The organism is Moraxella catarrhalis (assembly GCF_001656295.1).
Lineage (GTDB): Bacteria > Pseudomonadota > Gammaproteobacteria > Pseudomonadales > Moraxellaceae > Moraxella > Moraxella veridica.
The window spans coordinates 1-18,688 of sequence record NZ_LXHE01000015.1 but is presented as its reverse complement, the minus strand read 5'-3'; the positions used below and the strand labels follow the sequence as shown (position 1 = coordinate 18,688).

The 18,688-nt window shown below is 42.5% G+C and carries 14 protein-coding genes and 2 pseudogenes; 9 read left to right on the top strand and 7 right to left on the bottom strand.

The genetic code is table 11. From position 1 onward, the window contains the following. Positions 1-60: 60 nt before the first annotated feature. Positions 61-333, bottom strand: coding sequence for a DNA-directed RNA polymerase subunit omega (gene rpoZ / locus AO382_RS07010; protein ID WP_064619451.1), 273 nt, complete (start codon positions 331-333; stop codon positions 61-63). Positions 334-420: 87 nt separating this feature from the next. After that, positions 421-1,050, bottom strand: coding sequence for a guanylate kinase (gene gmk, locus AO382_RS07005; protein ID WP_064619448.1), 630 nt, complete (start codon positions 1,048-1,050; stop codon positions 421-423). A gap of 166 nt (positions 1,051-1,216) precedes the next feature. On the opposite strand from gmk, the gene ispH reads away from it, so the two are divergent. Both ispH and recJ read left to right on the top strand, forming a co-directional pair. After that, on the top strand, positions 1,217-2,158 hold the full coding sequence (ispH, locus tag AO382_RS07000; RefSeq protein WP_064619445.1) for a 4-hydroxy-3-methylbut-2-enyl diphosphate reductase: 942 nt from the start codon (positions 1,217-1,219) through the stop codon (positions 2,156-2,158). After that, positions 2,158-3,909: a single-stranded-DNA-specific exonuclease RecJ gene (gene recJ / locus AO382_RS06995; protein ID WP_064619442.1), complete on the top strand. Its 1,752-nt coding sequence runs from the start codon at positions 2,158-2,160 to the stop codon at positions 3,907-3,909. The genes ispH and recJ overlap by 1 nt, the downstream gene beginning before the upstream one ends. A 3-nt stretch (positions 3,910-3,912) precedes the next feature. On the opposite strand, the gene AO382_RS06990 is transcribed toward recJ, so the two are convergent. From AO382_RS06990 to queE, 3 genes and pseudogenes are all read right to left on the bottom strand, one after another. After that, positions 3,913-4,557: a trimeric intracellular cation channel family protein gene (locus AO382_RS06990; protein ID WP_064619439.1), complete on the bottom strand. Its 645-nt coding sequence runs from the start codon at positions 4,555-4,557 to the stop codon at positions 3,913-3,915. Between the two features lie 56 nt (positions 4,558-4,613). Beyond that, positions 4,614-5,442 (bottom strand): annotated as a pseudogene (locus tag AO382_RS06985) (multidrug resistance efflux transporter family protein). Positions 5,443-5,617: 175 nt separating this feature from the next. Then, on the bottom strand, positions 5,618-6,337 hold the full coding sequence (gene queE / locus AO382_RS06980; RefSeq protein WP_064619436.1) for a 7-carboxy-7-deazaguanine synthase QueE: 720 nt from the start codon (positions 6,335-6,337) through the stop codon (positions 5,618-5,620). 588 nt (positions 6,338-6,925) lie between these two features. Between queE and AO382_RS06975 the strand changes: the two genes are divergently transcribed. The 4 genes from AO382_RS06975 to AO382_RS06960 all read left to right on the top strand — a co-directional run bounded on the left by AO382_RS06975 (position 6,926) and on the right by AO382_RS06960 (position 14,527). Further along, positions 6,926-8,290 (top strand): diaminobutyrate--2-oxoglutarate transaminase, encoded by a 1,365-nt coding sequence (locus AO382_RS06975; RefSeq protein ID WP_064619433.1) that lies wholly within the window; start codon positions 6,926-6,928, stop codon positions 8,288-8,290. A gap of 449 nt (positions 8,291-8,739) precedes the next feature. Further along, positions 8,740-10,308: a site-specific DNA-methyltransferase gene (locus AO382_RS06970; protein ID WP_064619567.1), complete on the top strand. Its 1,569-nt coding sequence runs from the start codon at positions 8,740-8,742 to the stop codon at positions 10,306-10,308. Positions 10,309-10,323: 15 nt separating this feature from the next. Continuing rightward, the gene (locus AO382_RS06965) at positions 10,324-12,918 is read left to right on the top strand and encodes a DEAD/DEAH box helicase family protein (protein WP_064619426.1); all 2,595 of its coding nucleotides are present in this window, start codon (positions 10,324-10,326) and stop codon (positions 12,916-12,918) included. A 64-nt stretch (positions 12,919-12,982) separates the two neighbouring features. Next, positions 12,983-14,527, top strand: a complete 1,545-nt coding sequence (locus tag AO382_RS06960; RefSeq protein WP_064619422.1) for a pyridoxal phosphate-dependent decarboxylase family protein — start codon at positions 12,983-12,985, stop codon at positions 14,525-14,527. A 67-nt stretch (positions 14,528-14,594) separates the two neighbouring features. Here AO382_RS06960 and uvrC read toward each other — a convergent pair whose 3' ends face one another. Continuing rightward, a complete protein-coding gene (gene uvrC, locus AO382_RS06955) occupies positions 14,595-16,445 on the bottom strand; it encodes an excinuclease ABC subunit UvrC (RefSeq protein WP_064619419.1) in 1,851 nt (616 codons plus the stop codon). A 94-nt stretch (positions 16,446-16,539) separates the two neighbouring features. Here uvrC and AO382_RS06950 point away from each other — a divergent pair, with 94 nt between their 5' ends. Then, on the top strand, positions 16,540-17,049 hold the full coding sequence (locus AO382_RS06950) for a DUF4442 domain-containing protein (RefSeq protein WP_064619416.1): 510 nt from the start codon (positions 16,540-16,542) through the stop codon (positions 17,047-17,049). A 115-nt stretch (positions 17,050-17,164) separates the two neighbouring features. On the opposite strand, the pseudogene tnpA reads toward AO382_RS06950, so the two are convergent. Beyond that, positions 17,165-17,407 (bottom strand): annotated as a pseudogene (tnpA, locus tag AO382_RS11465) (IS200/IS605 family transposase); the annotation flags it as partial. A 55-nt stretch (positions 17,408-17,462) separates the two neighbouring features. Between tnpA and AO382_RS06945 the strand changes: the two are divergent. Together AO382_RS06945 and AO382_RS11060 are read left to right on the top strand one after the other, a co-directional pair. Continuing rightward, positions 17,463-18,383 carry a transposase gene (locus AO382_RS06945; protein WP_227513622.1) on the top strand — a complete coding sequence of 307 codons (921 nt, stop codon included), beginning with the start codon at positions 17,463-17,465 and terminating at the stop codon, positions 18,381-18,383. A gap of 12 nt (positions 18,384-18,395) precedes the next feature. Next, positions 18,396-18,590 (top strand): zinc ribbon domain-containing protein, encoded by a 195-nt coding sequence (locus tag AO382_RS11060; RefSeq protein ID WP_081261310.1) that lies wholly within the window; start codon positions 18,396-18,398, stop codon positions 18,588-18,590. Positions 18,591-18,688 lie beyond the last annotated feature (98 nt).

Here is an 18,688-nt window from a genome sequence, read left to right as displayed (position 1 = left end):
TTAAAAAATATAAAATAAAAAAAGCCATGAATAAAACATGGCTTTGGGAATTTAAGCAGATTATAGGGTATTGCCCAGCTGCTCAGGCGTGATTTCGTAGGATTGATTTGACTTTGGGAATAAGTCCTCATCAGGCTCATCCAAGATGGCGCGACCGACATTGCCTGCTGAGATTTCACGCAATGCAAGTACGGTTGGCTTGTCGTTATCAACGGCGACCGTTGGCTCAACTTTACCATTGGCAAGTTGGCGGGCGCGCTTGCTTGCCACCAAAATCAACTCAAAACGATTATCGACATTTTCTAGACAGTCTTCGATGGTTACTCGTGCCATGGATATTCTCTTAAACTAAATGGTGAATTTTGTATTATATCAAGTTTTTTTGGGTTTTTTAAGTGTCTTTTGATGATTTTTATCAATTCATGGATAGGTTGGCGTATCATCAAATAATGCAGCAATCAAAGCAGCATGGCGAGCCTGCTGTGCCTGTAGCGTCAGGCGGTGGCTCTTAATAATCGTTTGTAAATCATCTAACGCCATCTCAAAGCGATCATTAATCACCACATAATCAAATTGATCGTATTGGCGTATTTCATCCAGTGAGCCTGCTAAGCGTTTTTTGATGACCTCTTGGCTGTCTTGACCACGGTTTGACAGACGCTCTGCCAATGCTTGGCGGGTTGGCGGTAGAATAAAAATCATCACCGCTTGGTCAAATTGTGCTTTGACCTGTAATGCACCTTGCCAATCAATTTCCAAGATGACATCAATCCCTTGGGCTAATAAATCTATGACGGCTTGTTTTGATGTGCCATAATAATGGTCAAATACTTGGGCATATTCTAAAAATTCAGATGCTTGAATTAATGACTGAAAGCTTGCATGATCAATAAAATGATAGTGTGTACCGTTAATTTCGCCCAAACGGGGATGGCGTGTGGTATGCGAGATACTGACGCTTAGGTTGTCTGTGCAGCTGAGCAGTTCTTTGACCAGTGAGGTTTTGCCTGTGCCTGATGCAGCGGTGATGATAAAGAGTGTGCCTGCCATGATATGACCTTGTAAGTGATAAATTACCCTATTTTAGCATATTTTTGGGATAAAATAATCGCTTTGATGGGCAGCTTATCAGCGAATGTATTTGGGGTAACGGCTAGGTTTATTGGCTAAAATTTGCTAAAATGGGCAGATATTTTGGGAAATACCGAGTAACACAATGAAAATATTATTAGCCAATCCTCGTGGATTTTGTGCAGGTGTGGACAGAGCGATTGCGATTGTCAATGAAGCGTTACGCCGTTTTAATCCGCCCATTTATGTCCGTCATGAAGTTGTTCATAATAAATTTGTGGTTGAGGATTTGGCACGCCGAGGTGCGGTTTTTGTTGAAGAGCTTGATGAAGTACCTGATGGGGCGATTGTCATTTTTTCGGCACATGGGGTTTCAAAGGCGGTTGAAGATGAAGCAAAACGCCGTGATTTGACGGTATTTGATGCGACTTGCCCTTTGGTTACCAAAGTGCATATTGAGGTGGGTAAATTTGCCAAAGGGGGCATGGACGCCATTCTTATTGGGCATGCAGGACACCCCGAGGTAGAAGGGACAATGGGGCGTTTTGATACCAGTTTTGGTGGACGCATTCATTTGGTTGAAGATGTTGAAGATGTGGCTAAGCTTGACTTTGAGCGTGATAAGTCATTGGCATTTGTCACACAAACAACGCTATCAATGGATGATACTGCCAATGTCATTGATGCACTCAAAGACCGATTTCCTGCCATCAATGCCCCCAGAAAAGATGATATTTGTTACGCCACCCAAAACCGCCAAGATGCTGTCAAGATGCTTTCTAATGAGTGCGATGTGGTGTTGGTGGTGGGCAGTCCAAATTCCTCCAACTCAAACCGTCTGCGCGAGCTTGCCGAACGCATGGGCAGACGAGCGTATTTGATCGATAATGCCGGTCAGATGGATCGATCGTGGTTTGATGGGGTTGGGTCAGTTGGCGTGACCGCAGGGGCATCAGCACCTGAGATACTCATTCAAGAAGTGCTTGACACCTTACAGCAGTGGGGGGCTGATGCGCCCACGGAGCTGTCGGGTATCGAAGAAAATGTGACTTTCAGCTTGCCAAAGTCATTGACCAAGGCAGGCTAATGGCGCATCTTAATTTAACTCCAAGGCTGACTGAACCTGTCGATGGGCAGCTTTATCATCAGGTTGGCTCTTTGGCGCTTGCACGCGTTCTACAGGCTAGGGGTGTGCATGATTTTAGCCAAATGGATACCGATATCTCTCAGCTGCTTGCGGCGGCAGATCTGATGGGGATTGATGACGCCATAGCGCTCATCGATGAGGCGATTGATCGGCGTGATCAAATTTTGATCATTGGTGATTTTGATTGTGATGGCGCTACCAGTACCGCTTTGATGGTGCGTGTGCTACGCCAAATGGGCGCTTTGGTGGATTTTTTGGTGCCTGATCGCTTTAAGTTCGGCTATGGACTGACACCGCAAATTGTTGAGCATGGTGCTGCATTGTATCGCCCAAACTTAATCATCACGGTGGATAATGGCATCTCAAGCCATGATGGCGTGGCTACCGCTCATCAGATGGGGATTAAGGTTGTCATCACCGATCATCACTTAACGACCAAGCCTTCTCCGCCTGCTGATGCAGTGGTCAATCCCAATCAGCTGGGCTGCGACTTTGATAGCAAATGGCTCGTTGGTGTGGGTGTGGCGTTTTATGTGATGGGCAGGCTTGCCAAGCATCGGCGTCAGCTTGGTAAGATGAGCGCAAGTGTCGCTCAGTATCTGGATTTGGTCGCGCTTGGCACCGTTGCCGATCTTGGGGTGCTGGATAAAAATAATCGCATTTTGGTCACTCATGGGCTCAATCGCATCCGTCAAGGTCAGTGCGTGATCGGCATTTTAGCCATTTTAGAGCAGGCAGGCAGGCAGGCTCAGATGATCACCAGTGAAGACTTTGGCTTTGCCATCGCGCCTAGGATTAATGCTGCTGGGCGCATGGATAATATGCGTATCGGCGTTGAGTGCTTACTCACTGACGACTGGGGAGAGGCGCACCGATTGGCGATTGAGCTAAATAAGCTCAATTATGCGCGCCGCAGCGTTGAGATGACCATGAAAGATGATGCGGTCGCCATCATAGAATCTTTGCCACTTTTTGAAGATGCGCCGCCCAGGGGAGTTGTGCTGTATCAAGATGACTGGCATCAGGGCGTGATTGGTATTGTTGCAGGTCGCCTAAAAGAAAAATTGTATCGTCCAAGCATTGTATTTGCGCCCGCAGATCCCGACGCTTTGGGCGATGAAAATGACATCAAAGGCTCCGCTCGTTCTATCGCTGGCGTACATATTCGCGATGTCATCGAAAGTGTGGCGGTCGCTCATCCTGGCTTGATCAAGCACTTTGGTGGTCATGCGATGGCGGCAGGCTTGACGCTCAAAAAAGCAAATTTTGAACGCTTTGCACAAGCATTCCAAGATGAGCTGGCAGGCTTTGATGAGGCGTTATTTTATGAAGAAAAGTTCACCGATGGCGCGCTTTTGCCTGAAGAGTTCAGTCTAAATTTTGCAGATAAGCTTAAAAGTATCAGTGTTTGGGGTAATGGCTTTGTGCCACCTGTATTTGATGGCGAATTTGAAGTCATCAATCAGCGCATCTTAAAAGATAAGCACCTAAAACTCACCCTAAAGATGGCAGGTGTGCAATATCCAATTGATGCGATTTGGTTCAATTATCGGGCGGATGACTGGGATTATCGAGCGTTTGGCGTGCATATTTTATATACTTTGGATATTAATGAATGGCAAGGCAGCCAAAGTTTGCAGCTGATTATTAAAGATTTGGCGGTGATTAGCACAGCGGCGTTGATGGGATAAGTGTTATTTGTCTTTATTTAATTGAATGGATGGCAAATGCCAATCAAATCTTAGTGCCATCATGCGCACCCCAAAAATGGTCGCCAGTGTTAAGCTTTGCTTAATCCAATCCGCTACCGTCAGATGATCCAAAACCAGATATAATACAGAGCCTATGATGCTGGCGCTGATGTAGATTTCTTTTTGAAGCACCAAGGGGATTTCATTACAAATCATATCACGCATGATGCCGCCTGCGATGCTTGTCATCACCGCCATCATCACCGCAATCAGTGGATGGGCGTCAAACGACAGCGCCACCGTCAAGCCAATCACGCTAAAGGCGGCAAGACCGATGGCATCAAAAAATTTCAGTGCGCCATCAATGTGCTGATGGCGATGAAAAAACATCTGGCATAAGATGGATGTGATGGTGATGACCACGACATAAGTCAAATCTGTCATCCAAAACAGTGGATGGCGACCAAGCATGACATCACGAATGGTGCCGCCGCCGATGGCATTGACCATTGACACCAAAATACCGCCAAATAAATCAAAACGCTTATACATCGCCAAAGTGGTTGCGGCGATGGCACAAGCGATGATGCCGATCATATCCAGCAGATAAATCAGTATCTCGGTATTAAAATTGCCTAAAAATGTCATTGCTGCTGCATCCTTGAAAATAACACAAGTCCTACTGTCACCATCAAAATCCCAGCCTAGCTTAGTATGGGCGGCATCGGCGTACCTAGCAGTATCATACCACCGATGAGTGAAAAAATAACTTCGGTAGCTTGCGTGGCATCGACTGCAGCAACTTGACCACTATTATTCGCTTGGGAGCGTGCCAGCAGAAAAACACTGGTAGCAATCACGCCAGCAAACAGTGCAACCAAAAGCGCATTAAAGGCTTGGGAGATGCTTAGTGTGGGTGGCTGCACCCATAAAGCCAATATTACCCAAAACGGCAGCGAGCCCACCGACAAAAGCCACACTTTATGTAAGGGGCTTGCGATCAGCGCCTGCGTCAGATGGGGAATGTGTCGCCGCCACGCATGATCGCTAGGCGTTCTAGTGGCGTACCAAAGCATTTGATTGCCGATAGGAAAACAAAACCCAGCCGCCAAAGCAGGTAATGCTCCATATAATAATAGCACTGACAAGGGCGTGCTACTTGGCGAATGCAGCCCCTCGCCGATATTGGTTAATATGATACCAAGAAAAATCAGCAGGCTTGTACCAATGGTGGCAGCGCCCAAACGCTCACCCAGTAATCCAAGGATGATCAAGCTTGCCACAGCAGTGAATTGAAATGTGGCGGACCCAACCAGGCGCATAATCTGCACCAAAGCACAGCAGCGCATAAAACCCACCAAAACCAATACCGCCTGCGATACTAAAAAAGCGCCAATGATCTAAAAATAATCGGCACAGCGCCATCAAAGTGCGCACACCACTTGTGATCACCACCAAGATGCTAATGATCAAACAAATAAATACATAGCGTAAACTTGCCGACCAAAACCAATGACCGCCTTGGCTTGCCATCAGTTCATTAAGCACAAATGTTGAGCTAAAAAAAGCATCAGCAATCACACCTAAAATGATCAGCTTTGGCATGGATGTTTCCTGATTGATGTGTTATCACTGTGATGCGCTGGCAGTTTTTGGTGTATCAAAGCTGCCTTTGTCATTGAGTGAATCCACTGTGATAATGGATAAGCTATTTGCCTTTGGCGTCTGCCCAAATGATCTTGTGCAGCTGTAGCCCCAGTCGCACTGGCAAAGCGTCTGCCAAGATCCACTCAGCCAGGTTGGTTGCGATGGTGGGTGCTTGACTGGTAGTTTCATCAATATTAAACATAGGCGACAACCAAACTGTACCAACCCGCTCATGTAGCGCATGGTGTTCGATCATTTGTTTTGCCCAGTCGTAGTCGGCACGATCGGCGATGACAATTTTAATCTGATCATGAGAAGTGAGATGTGCCAAGTTTTCCCAAAGATTTTTATCGGCTTCACCTGACGAAGGCGTCTTTAGATCCATGACTTTGGAAACCGAGCGCGGCACTTCAGCCACAGATAAAGCACCAGCCGTCTCAAGACTGATCTCATAGCCTGCCTCAAGCAGGCGCTGCATCAGCGCGATGGCATTCGGCTGAGCCAGCGGTTCACCGCCTGTCACGCAGACGCGTTTGCAAGGATATTGGGCAATGTGCGCCATGATATCATCAAGCCCCCAGCGCTCACCGCCTGAAAATGAATAAGTGGTATCACAATAGGTGCAGCGTAGTGGACAGCCTGTCAAGCGAATAAAAATGGTCGGCAGCCCTGCAGTCAGCGCTTCACCTTGAAGTGAATAAAAGATCTCCGTAAGCTTCAATCCAGCTTGCGGATCGGTGGTTGGAATTTTGGTATTTCTAAGGGTGTCTGCTTGATTCACGATGTATCTGGTTTTCAAAAATGGCTAATAAAATTCCAATATTGTACCAAACAATCACTCAGCGTGGCGAATTATCTTGTATATATCGGTGAATCTTGGCTCAATTTATCCTTGTGCTTTGATCAAGCTTTTGGCAGGATTATGGATCGGTGCTGTAAACTTAGGCTGATTTGACCAAAGTTATGATCAAATTTTAGACAAAAAGTCTTTACATTTTTCAATAAGCGTGTATGATACCTGCTGAGCCGAAAGGTATCTTATCGATCGGCTCATAAGAACTTAACAGCGTAATAAATTTAATTTACCATTGTCAATAAACTTTCATTAAATCATGGTAAATTTCAAAAAAGGTTTTAAGATAATAAATCAAAGACAAATCTGATAGTAAGTTTGCTGTTTTATCAAAAACAGATAACCCAATATCAAACTGATGACGCGGTGTGCGCATGAGTTTGTCTGCCATTTTTATTTAGGCAGTTCTTTATGGAGCGGTCTGATAAATCTTAGAACCTATACAAGCAGTATAGGTTTTTTTCGTTAAGCATCTGTGCTTTTTTCTTCAACCCTTATCTGAGATGGTAATCCGATATGAGCGTTCACACCCCTGTAATTCCCCCACAAAATGCAACCAATGACTACTACTTAACTCGCCAAAATGAGATGGAGTCTAATGTCAGAAGCTACCCCCGCAAGCTACCCCTAGCCATCGCCAAAGCTCAAGGCTGCTGGGTGACAGACGTGGAGGGTAATGAATATCTTGACTGTTTGGCAGGTGCTGGTACTTTGGCACTGGGTCACAATCACCCTGCGACCATTAACGCCATCAAAGATGTGCTAGACAGTGGGTTGCCGCTGCATACTCTTGATATCACCACACCCATCAAAGATGCTTTTACCGAAAAACTGCTGTCGTTTTTCCCCAAAGATTTTGTTCTACAGTTTTGTGGTCCGACAGGGGCAGATGGCACCGAGGCGGCGATTAAGCTTGCCAAAACTTATACAGGTCGCGATAATGTGATTGCCTTTAGCGGTGGCTATCATGGGATGACACATGGGTCGCTTGCGATGACGGGTAATTTATCCGCCAAAGAAAAAGTCGGTAATCTCATGGCGGGCGTGCAGTTTATGCCTTATCCGCATGAGTATCGCTGTCCTTTGGGCTTAGGCGGTGAAGCTGGCGTGGATGCTTTGACTTATTATTTTGAGAACTTTATTGAAGATGTAGAGTCTGGCGTGGTCAAACCTGCTGCTGTTATCCTAGAAGCCATTCAAGGTGAGGGCGGTGTTGTCCCTGCTCCCAAAAAATGGCTTCAAAAAATCCGTGAAGTCACCACCAAGCATGACATTGTGCTGATTTTGGACGAAGTGCAGGCAGGCTTTGCTCGCTCTGGTAAGATGTTCGCCTTTGAGCATGCTGAGATTATCCCTGATGTGGTGGTGATGAGTAAGGCGGTGGGCGGCGGTCTACCCCTTGCTGTACTTGCTATTAACAAAAAGTTTGACGCATGGTCGCCAGCAGGACACACAGGCACATTCCGTGGCAATCAGCTTGCCATGGCAGCAGGCTATAATGTATTAACCCAAATCACCGAAAACAACTTGGCGGACAATGCACGCATTCAAGGTGAGTTTTTGCGCGGTGAATTGAGAAAAGCAGCGGAACAGTACCCTTGTATCGGTCATGTGCGTGGACGCGGTTTGATGACGGGCGTTGAGATCGTGGATGAGCGTCAGCCTGCCGATCACATGGGCTCTTATCCTGCTGATGGCGAGCTTGCTGCCGCCATCCAAAAAGCGTGCTTTGATAATAAGCTACTTTTAGAGCGCGGTGGTCGTGGCGGTACGGTCGTGCGCCTACTTTGCCCAATTACAATCACTCAAGAGGAGTGTATTGAAGTCATCACTCGCTTTAAAAAGGCGGTGGGCGAAGCGGTGAAAGCAGTGCGTGGCTAATCGTTGATTATCATAAAAATAAAGGCGTGCCAATAGCGCGTCTTTTTTTTATAAGACAAACTGGTTTTATGTTTATCAAAAAATTTGTTAAAATAAAAAAATTTTACTTGACACTCTGAATGGAATTTTACAAAATGAACCAACCAACCAACCAACCAACCAACCAACCAACCAACCAACCAACCAACCAACCAACCAACCAACCAACCAATAGCTTAAAAACTGCCCATAATACCGACTTTTTTGGTGAAAAATTAGCCAAACTTCGTCAAATTCTTCCCGAAATATTTTCCGAAAATACCCTAGACCTAGAAAAACTCAAAACCCTACTGGGCGACCACCCTGCCCAAAACGAACGCTATGGCTTAAATTGGGCAGGAAAATCAACCGCCTATCAAGCCCTACAACGCCCCACAAACAATACATTAACCGCTTGTCCTGCCGAGAGCGTGGATTTTGATGCCACACAAAATATTTTTATTGAAAGTGATAATTTAGAAGTTCTAAAAATATTACAAAAATCCTATGCAGGTAAAATCAAAATGATTTACATTGACCCACCGTATAATACTGGCAATGATTTTATTTATCATGATGATTTTAGTCAATCCAAAAAAGACTATGAAATTGCCACAGGCGATAGAGATATGAATGGGCAATTATTAAAATCTTTTAAAAAGAACAGTAAAGACAATGGGCATTATCATTCTAATTGGCTTAATATGATGTTACCACGATTGCATTTAGCTCATACCTTGCTTTCTGATGATGGCGTGATATTTATCAGTATTGATGATAATGAACAGGCTCAATTAAAATTATTATGTGATGAGATTTTTGGGGGAGAGAATTTTGTTGCGGATTTTATTTGGAATAATAAATATACTGTATCAAATGACACTGATGTTTCTTATCAGCACGAACATATTGTATGTTTTTGCAAAAATAGGGATATTTTTGAATTAAATTTATTGCCAAGAACAGAAAAGCAAAATAAAAGTTATAAGAATAGAGATAATGACCCAAACGGAGCGTGGAAACCAACACCAATTCACGCTAGAAGTGGATCATTAAATAACATTTATGAAATAGAATTTCCAAATGGTATTAAATGGACTGCACCAATAGGACGGTATCCAAGATATTCAAAGGATAAATTAATGGAGCTGTATTATCAAGAAGCTTTGTACTTTAATAAAAATGGCGGAGTTGATAGAAAAACTTATTTGAGTGAGGTAAGGCAGGGAGTAACTTGTGGAACTTTATGGAGTTACGAAGATGTTGGACACTCTCACGGAAATAATGAAGAATTTTCAGAAATTATTGGCAAGGGGATATTTAATGATCCAAAGGGAACAAAACTATTAAAAAGAATTATTAGCCTAAATTCGGATAAAAACTCAATAATCCTAGACTTTTTTGCAGGTTCGGCAACTACCGCCCACGCCGTAATGCAATTAAATGCGGAAGATAATGGCAATCGTCAATTTATTATGGTACAACTGCCAGAACTCACTGATGAAAAAAGCGAAGCCCGCAAAGCAGGATTTAAAAATATCGCCGAAATATCAAAAGAACGCATTCGCCGTGCAGGGGCAAAAATCAAAGCCGAAAACCCTGATAAAAATATAGATACAGGATTTAAAGTATTTAAATTAACGGACAGTAATTTTAAAGCGTGGCAAATTGATGATGATATTGCCAAGCAATTAGAAATGTATATTGACCCCCTAAAAGACAATGTTAATGAAATGGATATTGTCTATGAATTGTTATTAAAAATGGGATTAAAATTAACAGCGGATATTAAATTTGATAATGGCGTTTATTGGCTAACTTGTGAAAATAAATCGTACGCCATTGTGCTAAACTCATTATCCCAAGATGAGTTTCATGCTATCATTGTCAAAAAACCTGCCAAAACCGTTGTATTGGATAAGGCATTTTTAGATGACAGCGAAAAATCCAATATAATTTTGCAATTTAAAGATGCTGGACTAAATTTTGAAAGTATTTAATCAGGGGAAATAAGAATGCAGCTCAAATACGAACATCTGGATTATCAAAAACAGGCGATTGATAGTATCGTGGATTTATTTCAAGGCGAAATCACGCATCATCAAGATGATTTTAGCTTGTCCGATAAAGATAGTATGCGTGTGATTGCCAATGAATTATCTTTATCCAAAGATGATATTTTTAATAATTTAAAAAATATCCAAACACAAAATCAGCTTTCTTTATCCGATCAATTGGATAATTTGTATTTTAGTGTAGAAATGGAAACAGGAACGGGCAAAACTTTTGTTTATTTAAATACCATTTTTGAGCTTTATCAACGCTATGGCTGGCGAAAATTTATCATTGTTGTGCCAAGTGTCGCCATTCGTGAAGGGGTATTACAGACTTTAAATAGCACAAAAGACTATTTTAAAGATGAATTTGATTCGCCAATTTATCATTATGATGAATATAGCGGTCAAAAAACCAATGCATTAAAACATTTTGCGACAAGCACACATATTGAAATTTTAGTGATGAATATTCAATCTTTTGAAAAAGAAAGCAACATCATCAATCAACAGCGAGAAAGTGGCGTGTTAATGGAGTTAATCCAAGCAACAAACCCAATCATTATTATTGATGAGCCACAAAACATCAGTAGCGATAAACGCAAAAATGCCATTGATAATTTAAATCCATTATTTACGGTTGGGTATTCGGCAACACATAAAGAAATTATCAATAAAGTATATAGCCTAAATCCTGTACAAGCATTTGAGCAAAATTTGGTAAAACAAATTGTCGTTAATTCGGTGATATCACAAGATAAAAATAATGCCTTTATTGAACTAAAAGAAATCACAAACAAAAGCGGTTTGAAAGCCAAAATAATACTTGATATTAACGAAAAACAGCAATTAAAACGCAAAGCAATTACTGTTAAACTGGGTGATGATTTATATGAAAAATCAAAGCAAAACCCCAATTATCAAGGATTTATAATTACAGGTATTGATTTAGAAAATCAAATGATTAAATTCTCTAATGGTATAGAAATTGATGCTGGTGTAAATATGGATTGTCTTAGAGATGAAATAATGAAACAGCAGATTCATTATACTATTAAAGAGCATTTAAAGCGTGAAAAGGAGTTAAATAAAGACGGTATAAAAGTATTATCACTGTTTTTTATTGACAAGGTAGAAAATTATCGCACCAATGCACAAGGTGAATTGGGGAAATTTTATAAATGGTTTGAAGAACTGTACGAATTAGAAACCAAACAATCAGCTAGTGGCGTACATAATGGCTATTTTAGCCAAGACAAAAAAGGCAATGCTAAAAACAGCAATGGTACTACCAAAGATGATAATGATGCCTATGAGCTGATTATGAAAGATAAAGAGCGGTTGTTATCTTTTGATGAGCCTGTGCGATTTATTTTTAGCCATTCGGCATTAAAAGAAGGTTGGGATAATCCCAATGTTTTTCAGATTTGTACTTTAAATGAAACAACTTCACAAATCAAAAAACGCCAAGAAATTGGGCGTGGACTTCGTTTGCCTGTGAATCAAAAAGGCGAACGAATTTATGATGAACAGGTTAATATTTTGACCGTGATTCCTAATGAAAGTTATGAGCAATTTGCTAACAGTTTGCAACAAGAATATATTGATGATTGTGGCATTAAATTTGAAAAATCCCATCTTAAAAATGCCAAAAATGAACGCACGGTAACTTATCGTTTTGATGCGTTTACCGACCCATTATTTTTACGAATTTGGGAGCGTATTCGCCACAAAACCAGCTACCGTGTACAATTTGATAGCGATGAATTGATTAACAATGCCAGTCAAAAAATCCATGTCATGCCAAAAATTGACACACCAAAAATTGAAATTAAAAAAGCAAGGCTGGTGCAAAGCAGTGAAACAGGCATAGAAACACAAGAGATTTTTTCTCAAAGTGAACATATTCAAACGAAGTTTGTGATACCTGATATTTTAAAAGTATTGCAACAAAAAACAGGTTTAACTCGCAATACATTGGCACAGATTTTACAGCAATCTGGCAGAATTGATGAAGTTAAGAGTAATCCACAACGCTTTATTGAAACTGTAACAGAGATTATCAATGATGAATTGTACGATTTGATGAAAAATGGTATTTGTTATCAAAAATTGGATGAAGTGTACGAACAAAGTCTATTTAAGACTTATCAAATTTATACCAATCAATACACTTTTGATGTGAGTAAAAAGGATAAAACCATTTATAATGGCGTGCTAGATTTGGATTCAACCACCGAACATCAATTTGCAACAGATTGTGAAAATTATGATGAGCAAGTGGCATTTTATTTTAAATTACCCAAAAAATTTAAAATCCCAACGCCGATTGGTAATTACAACCCAGATTGGGCGGTGATTATAAAAAAGAATGGTGAGCAGGTTTATTTTATTGCTGAAACCAAAAATACAGGCGATAAATCCATTCAAGATGGGGTGGCGGTTGATAAATTGAAGTGGGAAGAGCGGTTTAAAATTGCGTGTGCAAAACGATTTTTTGAAATAAATGATGAAGTGGATTATCAAGTGGTACAAAAGATCAATGAATTAACCTAAAATAATATTAAACAATGTAAATATGTTAAAATAGGAAAATTCTTTACTTTTAGGAAATCACCTTATGCCAAATCTATCCAAACATCGTCAAGCCCTATTTTGCAATGACGATAAGTCCATCGCCGACTACGAAAGTGCAATGAATCAAGCCGTCCAAGCGGTAAAATCATGGCTACAAGATGATAAAATGTATACAGGTGGCAGCATCAGCGAGCTGCGTTCACAGATTGCTTTTAACCCAACCAAAGACGGCTTAGGCATTGATGGGGCGTTAGAGCGTGCGATAAATCTGTTTTTAAACAACAGCCTAAAAGTGCATCATCCGCATTCGCTTGCCCATTTGCATTGCCCAACCATGGTAACATCACAAATCGCCGAGATACTCATTAACGCCACCAACCAATCAATGGACTCATGGGACCAGTCGCCAGCAGGCTCACTGATGGAAGTTCAGCTCATTGACTGGTTACGCCAAAAAGTGGGCTATGGGGCAGGGCAGGCAGGCGTGTTCACATCAGGCGGTACGCAGTCTAACCTGATGGGCGTGCTTTTGGCTCGTGATTGGTGCATTGCCAAACATTATACCGATAAAGACGGCAAACCGTGGTCGGCACAGCGTGATGGTATCCCCCCTGATGCCATGCAAAAGGTCAAGGTCATTTGTTCAGAAAATGCTCATTTTAGCGTACAAAAAAACATGGCGATGATGGGCATGGGCTTTCAATCCGTGGTTACTGTACCTGTCAATGACCATGCCCAAATGGATACCGCCACACTTGAAAACATCATGACCGATTTACAAAATCAGGGTAATCTTGTGGCGTGCGTGGTGGTAACCGCAGGCACGACAGATGCAGGGGCGATTGATGACATCAAAGTCATTCGCAAGCTGTGTGATAGATTTGGGGCGTGGCTACACGTGGATGCTGCGTGGGGCGGTGCTTTGCTGTTGTCTAACGACTATCGGGATATGCTTGATGGCATTGAGCTGACCGACTCGGTCACGCTTGATTTTCATAAGCATTATTTTCAAAGCATCTCTTGTGGGGCTTTCTTGCTAAAAGATGAGACAAATTACCGCTTTATGCACTATGAAGCTGAATATCTAAATTCTGCCTATGATGAAGAGCATGGCGTGCCAAATCTGGTGTCTAAATCCCTACAAACCACTCGCCGTTTTGATGCCTTAAAGCTGTGGTTTACGGTTGAGGCATTGGGTGAAGAGCTGTACGGCTCAATGATTGACCATGGTGTCAAACTCACCCGTGAAGTGGCGGAGTATATTCGTGCTACCGATGGCTTGGAGCTATTAGTTGAGCCACAGTTTGCATCTGTGCTGTTTCGTGTTGTGCCAACAGATTATCCCGATGAGTTTATTGACAGCCTTAATCAAAACGTTGCCGATGAACTGTTTGCCCGCGGAGAAGCCAATATCGGCGTAACGCGAGTCATTGACAGCCGTCAAAATGTTCAGTCATTAAAGATGACCACATTAAGCCCCATTGCCACATTGGATAATGTCAAAGCGTTATTGGGTCAAGTACTGACCGAAGCAGATAGAATCGGTGATGACATCAAAAATGGCACTTACACACCGCCGATTGATTGATATTTGAATTCATTTGACTTAATAAAAAGCCGCTTTGATGACTTAGCGGCTTTTTATTATTTATATATTATTCATGCAGCGCCTTATAAATCGTGCCAGCAAGCACCGTACCGATGCCTTTGACTTGGGCGATTTCATCTTGGGATGCGCCAAGTAGCTGCTGTATGCCCCCAAAATGATTCAATAAATCGCGTCTGCGCACCTGCCCAAGACCAGGGATGACCTCAAGCACCGAACCTGAGCGCTTTTTGTCCCTTTTTTTACGGTGAGCGGTGATGGCGAATCGGTGCGCCTCGTCGCGGATTTGCATAATAAGATGCAGCGCTTTACTATCAGCGGGCAAATCCAGTGGTTCGTGATTCACAAAATGCAGCACTTCCAAGCCTGCTTTTCGTCCCTCACCTTTGGCGACACTGACAAGCAAGGTGTCATTTAATTTGCCAAGCTCGGTCAGTACTTCTATGGCGATGTTCAGCTGCCCTTTGCCGCCGTCGATCAATAATAAATCAGGCAAAGGATGCTTAGAATATCGGCGCGTTAGAACTTGGCGCATGGCAGCATAGTCATCGCCTGCGGTGATGTCATGGATGGCGTATTGGCGATAGTCACGCTTTCTAGGTCCGCCTTGATCAAAGACAACACAAGAGCCGATGGCTGCCTCGCCCATGGTGTGACTGATGTCAAAACACTCGATGCGATCGATGGCATCCTCGGTAATGGGCTTTAAAATCTCTTTAAGCCGATCAAAGCGCGAGCCAAGCTCTTGCCCGTCTTTGAGTTTGGTGGTCAGAGCGTTACTGGCATTTAAATTGGCGATGGAAAGCCAGTCATCACGATGCGTAGTCACCCTGTGTTTAATCGTCGTGCGCTTATCAAACTGTGCTTGTAAAATATCTGCCAATACAGGCGCATCCTCGATAGCGACAGATGTGATGATCTCATCAGGCAGATCATCACTCACCTGAAAATAAAATGAAAATAAAAATTCTTTGAGACGCTCAGCGTCAGTCTTGATATCAGGCTCGATGTCATCAGGAAAATAATTTTTACCGCCCAAGACTTGACCGCCACGCACTGTCAGAACATACACCGCCACCACGCCAGAGCGTACCGCGATGGCAAAGACATCCGCCTCGCCTTTTAGGCGAAACACTGCCTGTCTGGCTTGTAGCTCGCTGATCATAGTAAGTCTATCGCGATAAAATGCCGCCTGCTCAAAGTTGAGCTCAGCCGCCGCTGCCTCCATTTTTTCAACCAAAATGGCTTGCACTTCATTAGAATAGCCTTGTAAAAACACCAAAGCTGCGCGCACATCGGACTGATACTCTTCAGCGGAGACCATGCCGACGCAGGGCGCTTTGCACCGTTTGATTTGGTATTCTAGGCAAGGGCGTTTTCTAAGCTTAAAAAAACTGTTCGTACAGCTTCTGAGCATAAATAGCCTTTGCATCAGCTGCAGCGACTCTTTGGCACTACGTGCCGATGGATAAGGACCAAAAAACCGCCCTTGGACGTGCTTGCCCTTACCCCGCCCAATTGACAGCCTAGGAAATTTATCTGTACTGACATAGATATACAGGTAGGATTTGTCATCTCTGAGCAGGACATTATAAGGCGGTCGATGATTTTTGATGAGATTTTGCTCAAGCAAAAGCGCCTCAGTTTCGCCGCGCGTGATGATGATTTCGACATCGTGGATACGCTGCACCAAGGCTTGAGTTCTGGGGTGCTCGATGGTCTTAGCAAAATAGCTATTCACGCGATTTTTGAGCGATTTTGCTTTACCCACATACAAAATCTCGCCTGATTTGTTGAGCATTTTATAGACGCCTGGTCGATTGGGCAGGGTTTGTACCAAGGTTTTGAGCCGTTGGCGTCTTTGTGCAGGTGTTTCGTTTTCTAAGATAGTTATGGTCATTCTTGGATGAATTGCTCGTGTCATATCATGTATTTGACTTTCTTTTCAAATATATCTGTGGCAAAATGGCTTTTTCAAGTCGGGGAGTGTGTTTATGTTTGCTCATACCAAATCAAAATTGGATAAACTTATCAAACAAGGCAAAAAAAGCACCTATCCACAGCTACTGCCTTATCTCATCAAAAAGCGTATGAATGCCTTTGCACCGTTTGTTGGGGCGGGCATTCGTGTGCAGACGATGGATTTGGATAATGGGCTTTGTGTCATCGTGATGCCACTGACTCGCCTGAATCGCTATTTTGATGATAAGCAGTTTACTGGCAGTCTGATGATGATGGCTGAACCATTTATAAAGGTGATCTTGGCGCATCGCTTGGGTAAGGATTATACCATCAAAGACAAATCCGCTCACATTGAATTTTTTGCGCAAGCAGGCTCAGCAGTGACAGCACGCATTCGAGTAGACACCAGCGAAATCCTTGAAATCATTGAGCTGACCAAAACTGGTGAACTTATCCGAGAATACGACATTGACATCGTCGATGGTCATCAAAAAGTCGTGGCGACCATCACCAAAGCTGTCGTCATCACCCCGAAAGATTAACCAAGATCCAACAGATCGCTTTGAGTGTGAGCCATTGTTAGTGATGATTTAACTTATCGTGCTTACATCTCCACCCATAATCTTTGATTTAGGTGGAGATGTAAGCACTGATGCCCTAATCAGGGCGTTCTTGTTTTTCGATATACTGTCTAATGGTATCAACGGTAGCACCACCAGTCGTTAGCAAACAATACGCCCTAGTCCAAAGTACAGGTTTCCAGTAAAAGTAAGCTAAATGCTTTGCAAATTCCTTTCTCATTAGTCGGCTAGTCACTGTTTTTAGATTATTGATAAACTTACTTGGCATGATATTGGGGTGCATATCAAGCAGTAAATGCACATGATTGACACTAAGATTGACACTAAGTAGGGTTTACGCTAAATTATAACTACATTCACTCAACTAACAAGCCATGCTCAAAGCCTACAAATACAGAATTTATCCAAACCAACAACAAGCCATAGCGTTTGAACAACACTTTGGTTGTGTTCGTTTTGTTTATAATTGGGCATTGGCATTGCAACAACGCTACTATGCCATGTTTGGCAAGTCGTTATCTCGTACCCAAATCCAAAGTCAGCTCGTCAAGAAAAAGAAAACAGGCAAGTTTGCATGGCTAAACGAAGTTAATAGCCAATCGTTACTAAATGCCTTGCTAAATGTCTATACCGCCTTTACCAATTTCTTCAAAAGTCGTACCAAGTTTCCACGCTTTAAATCTAAAAAAATCCCACAGCGAAGTTATCAATGTCCCCAACATTGCACCATAAATTTTAAACAAGGCATCATCAACCTACCCAAAACCAAAGGCATCAAAACCGTATTTAGCCGTGAATTTGTTGGCAATATCAAAACAGTTACCATCACTAAGACAGCCACAGGCAAATACCATGCAAGTATTTTAGTAGAAAACAATGAAGTTGTACCAACACCCACCACAATAGAGCCTAGCCTAACTGTTGGTATTGACTTAGGCATCAGCCACTTACTTAACTTATCAGACGGCAGCAAATTTGATAACCCAAAACATTTAGCCAAAGCCAGTCAAAGACTTGCGATACAACAAAAAATCTTTGCTCGCAAACAAAAACAAAGTAAAAACCATCAAAAGCAAAAGTTAGCCGCCGCTCGTATTCATGAAAAAGTACGCAACCAGCGTTTAGACATACACCACAAAATCACGCATAGCCTCATCTGTGAAAACCAAGCAACAAGCTATGCACTTGAAGATTTGGGTGTCAAAAACATGGTAAAAAACCGAAAACTTGCCAAAGCGATTCATGATGTGGGCTTAGGGCAATTTGTTACCTTGCTTACTTACAAGGCAAATTAGTATGGCAAAAACATTCTAAAAGTAAATCGGTTCTTTGCCAGTTCTAAAATTTGCTCGCATTGTCATCACAAATTAGACAGTCTGCCGTTGTCAGTCAGGCATTGGACGTGTCCTAGCTGTCAAACACAGCATAACCGTGATACCAATGCCGCAAACAATATACGCAAGCAAGCGTTAGCTGATGCACTAGGACTTAGTGTTGTATAAAGAGTTCCCTCAGTATAATACTTATCAGCGTAAGTGTACTGGCGAAAGATAGCAACTCAATCTAAGCTTAGGTTGTTATGGGTCGCAAAGATTCCCCC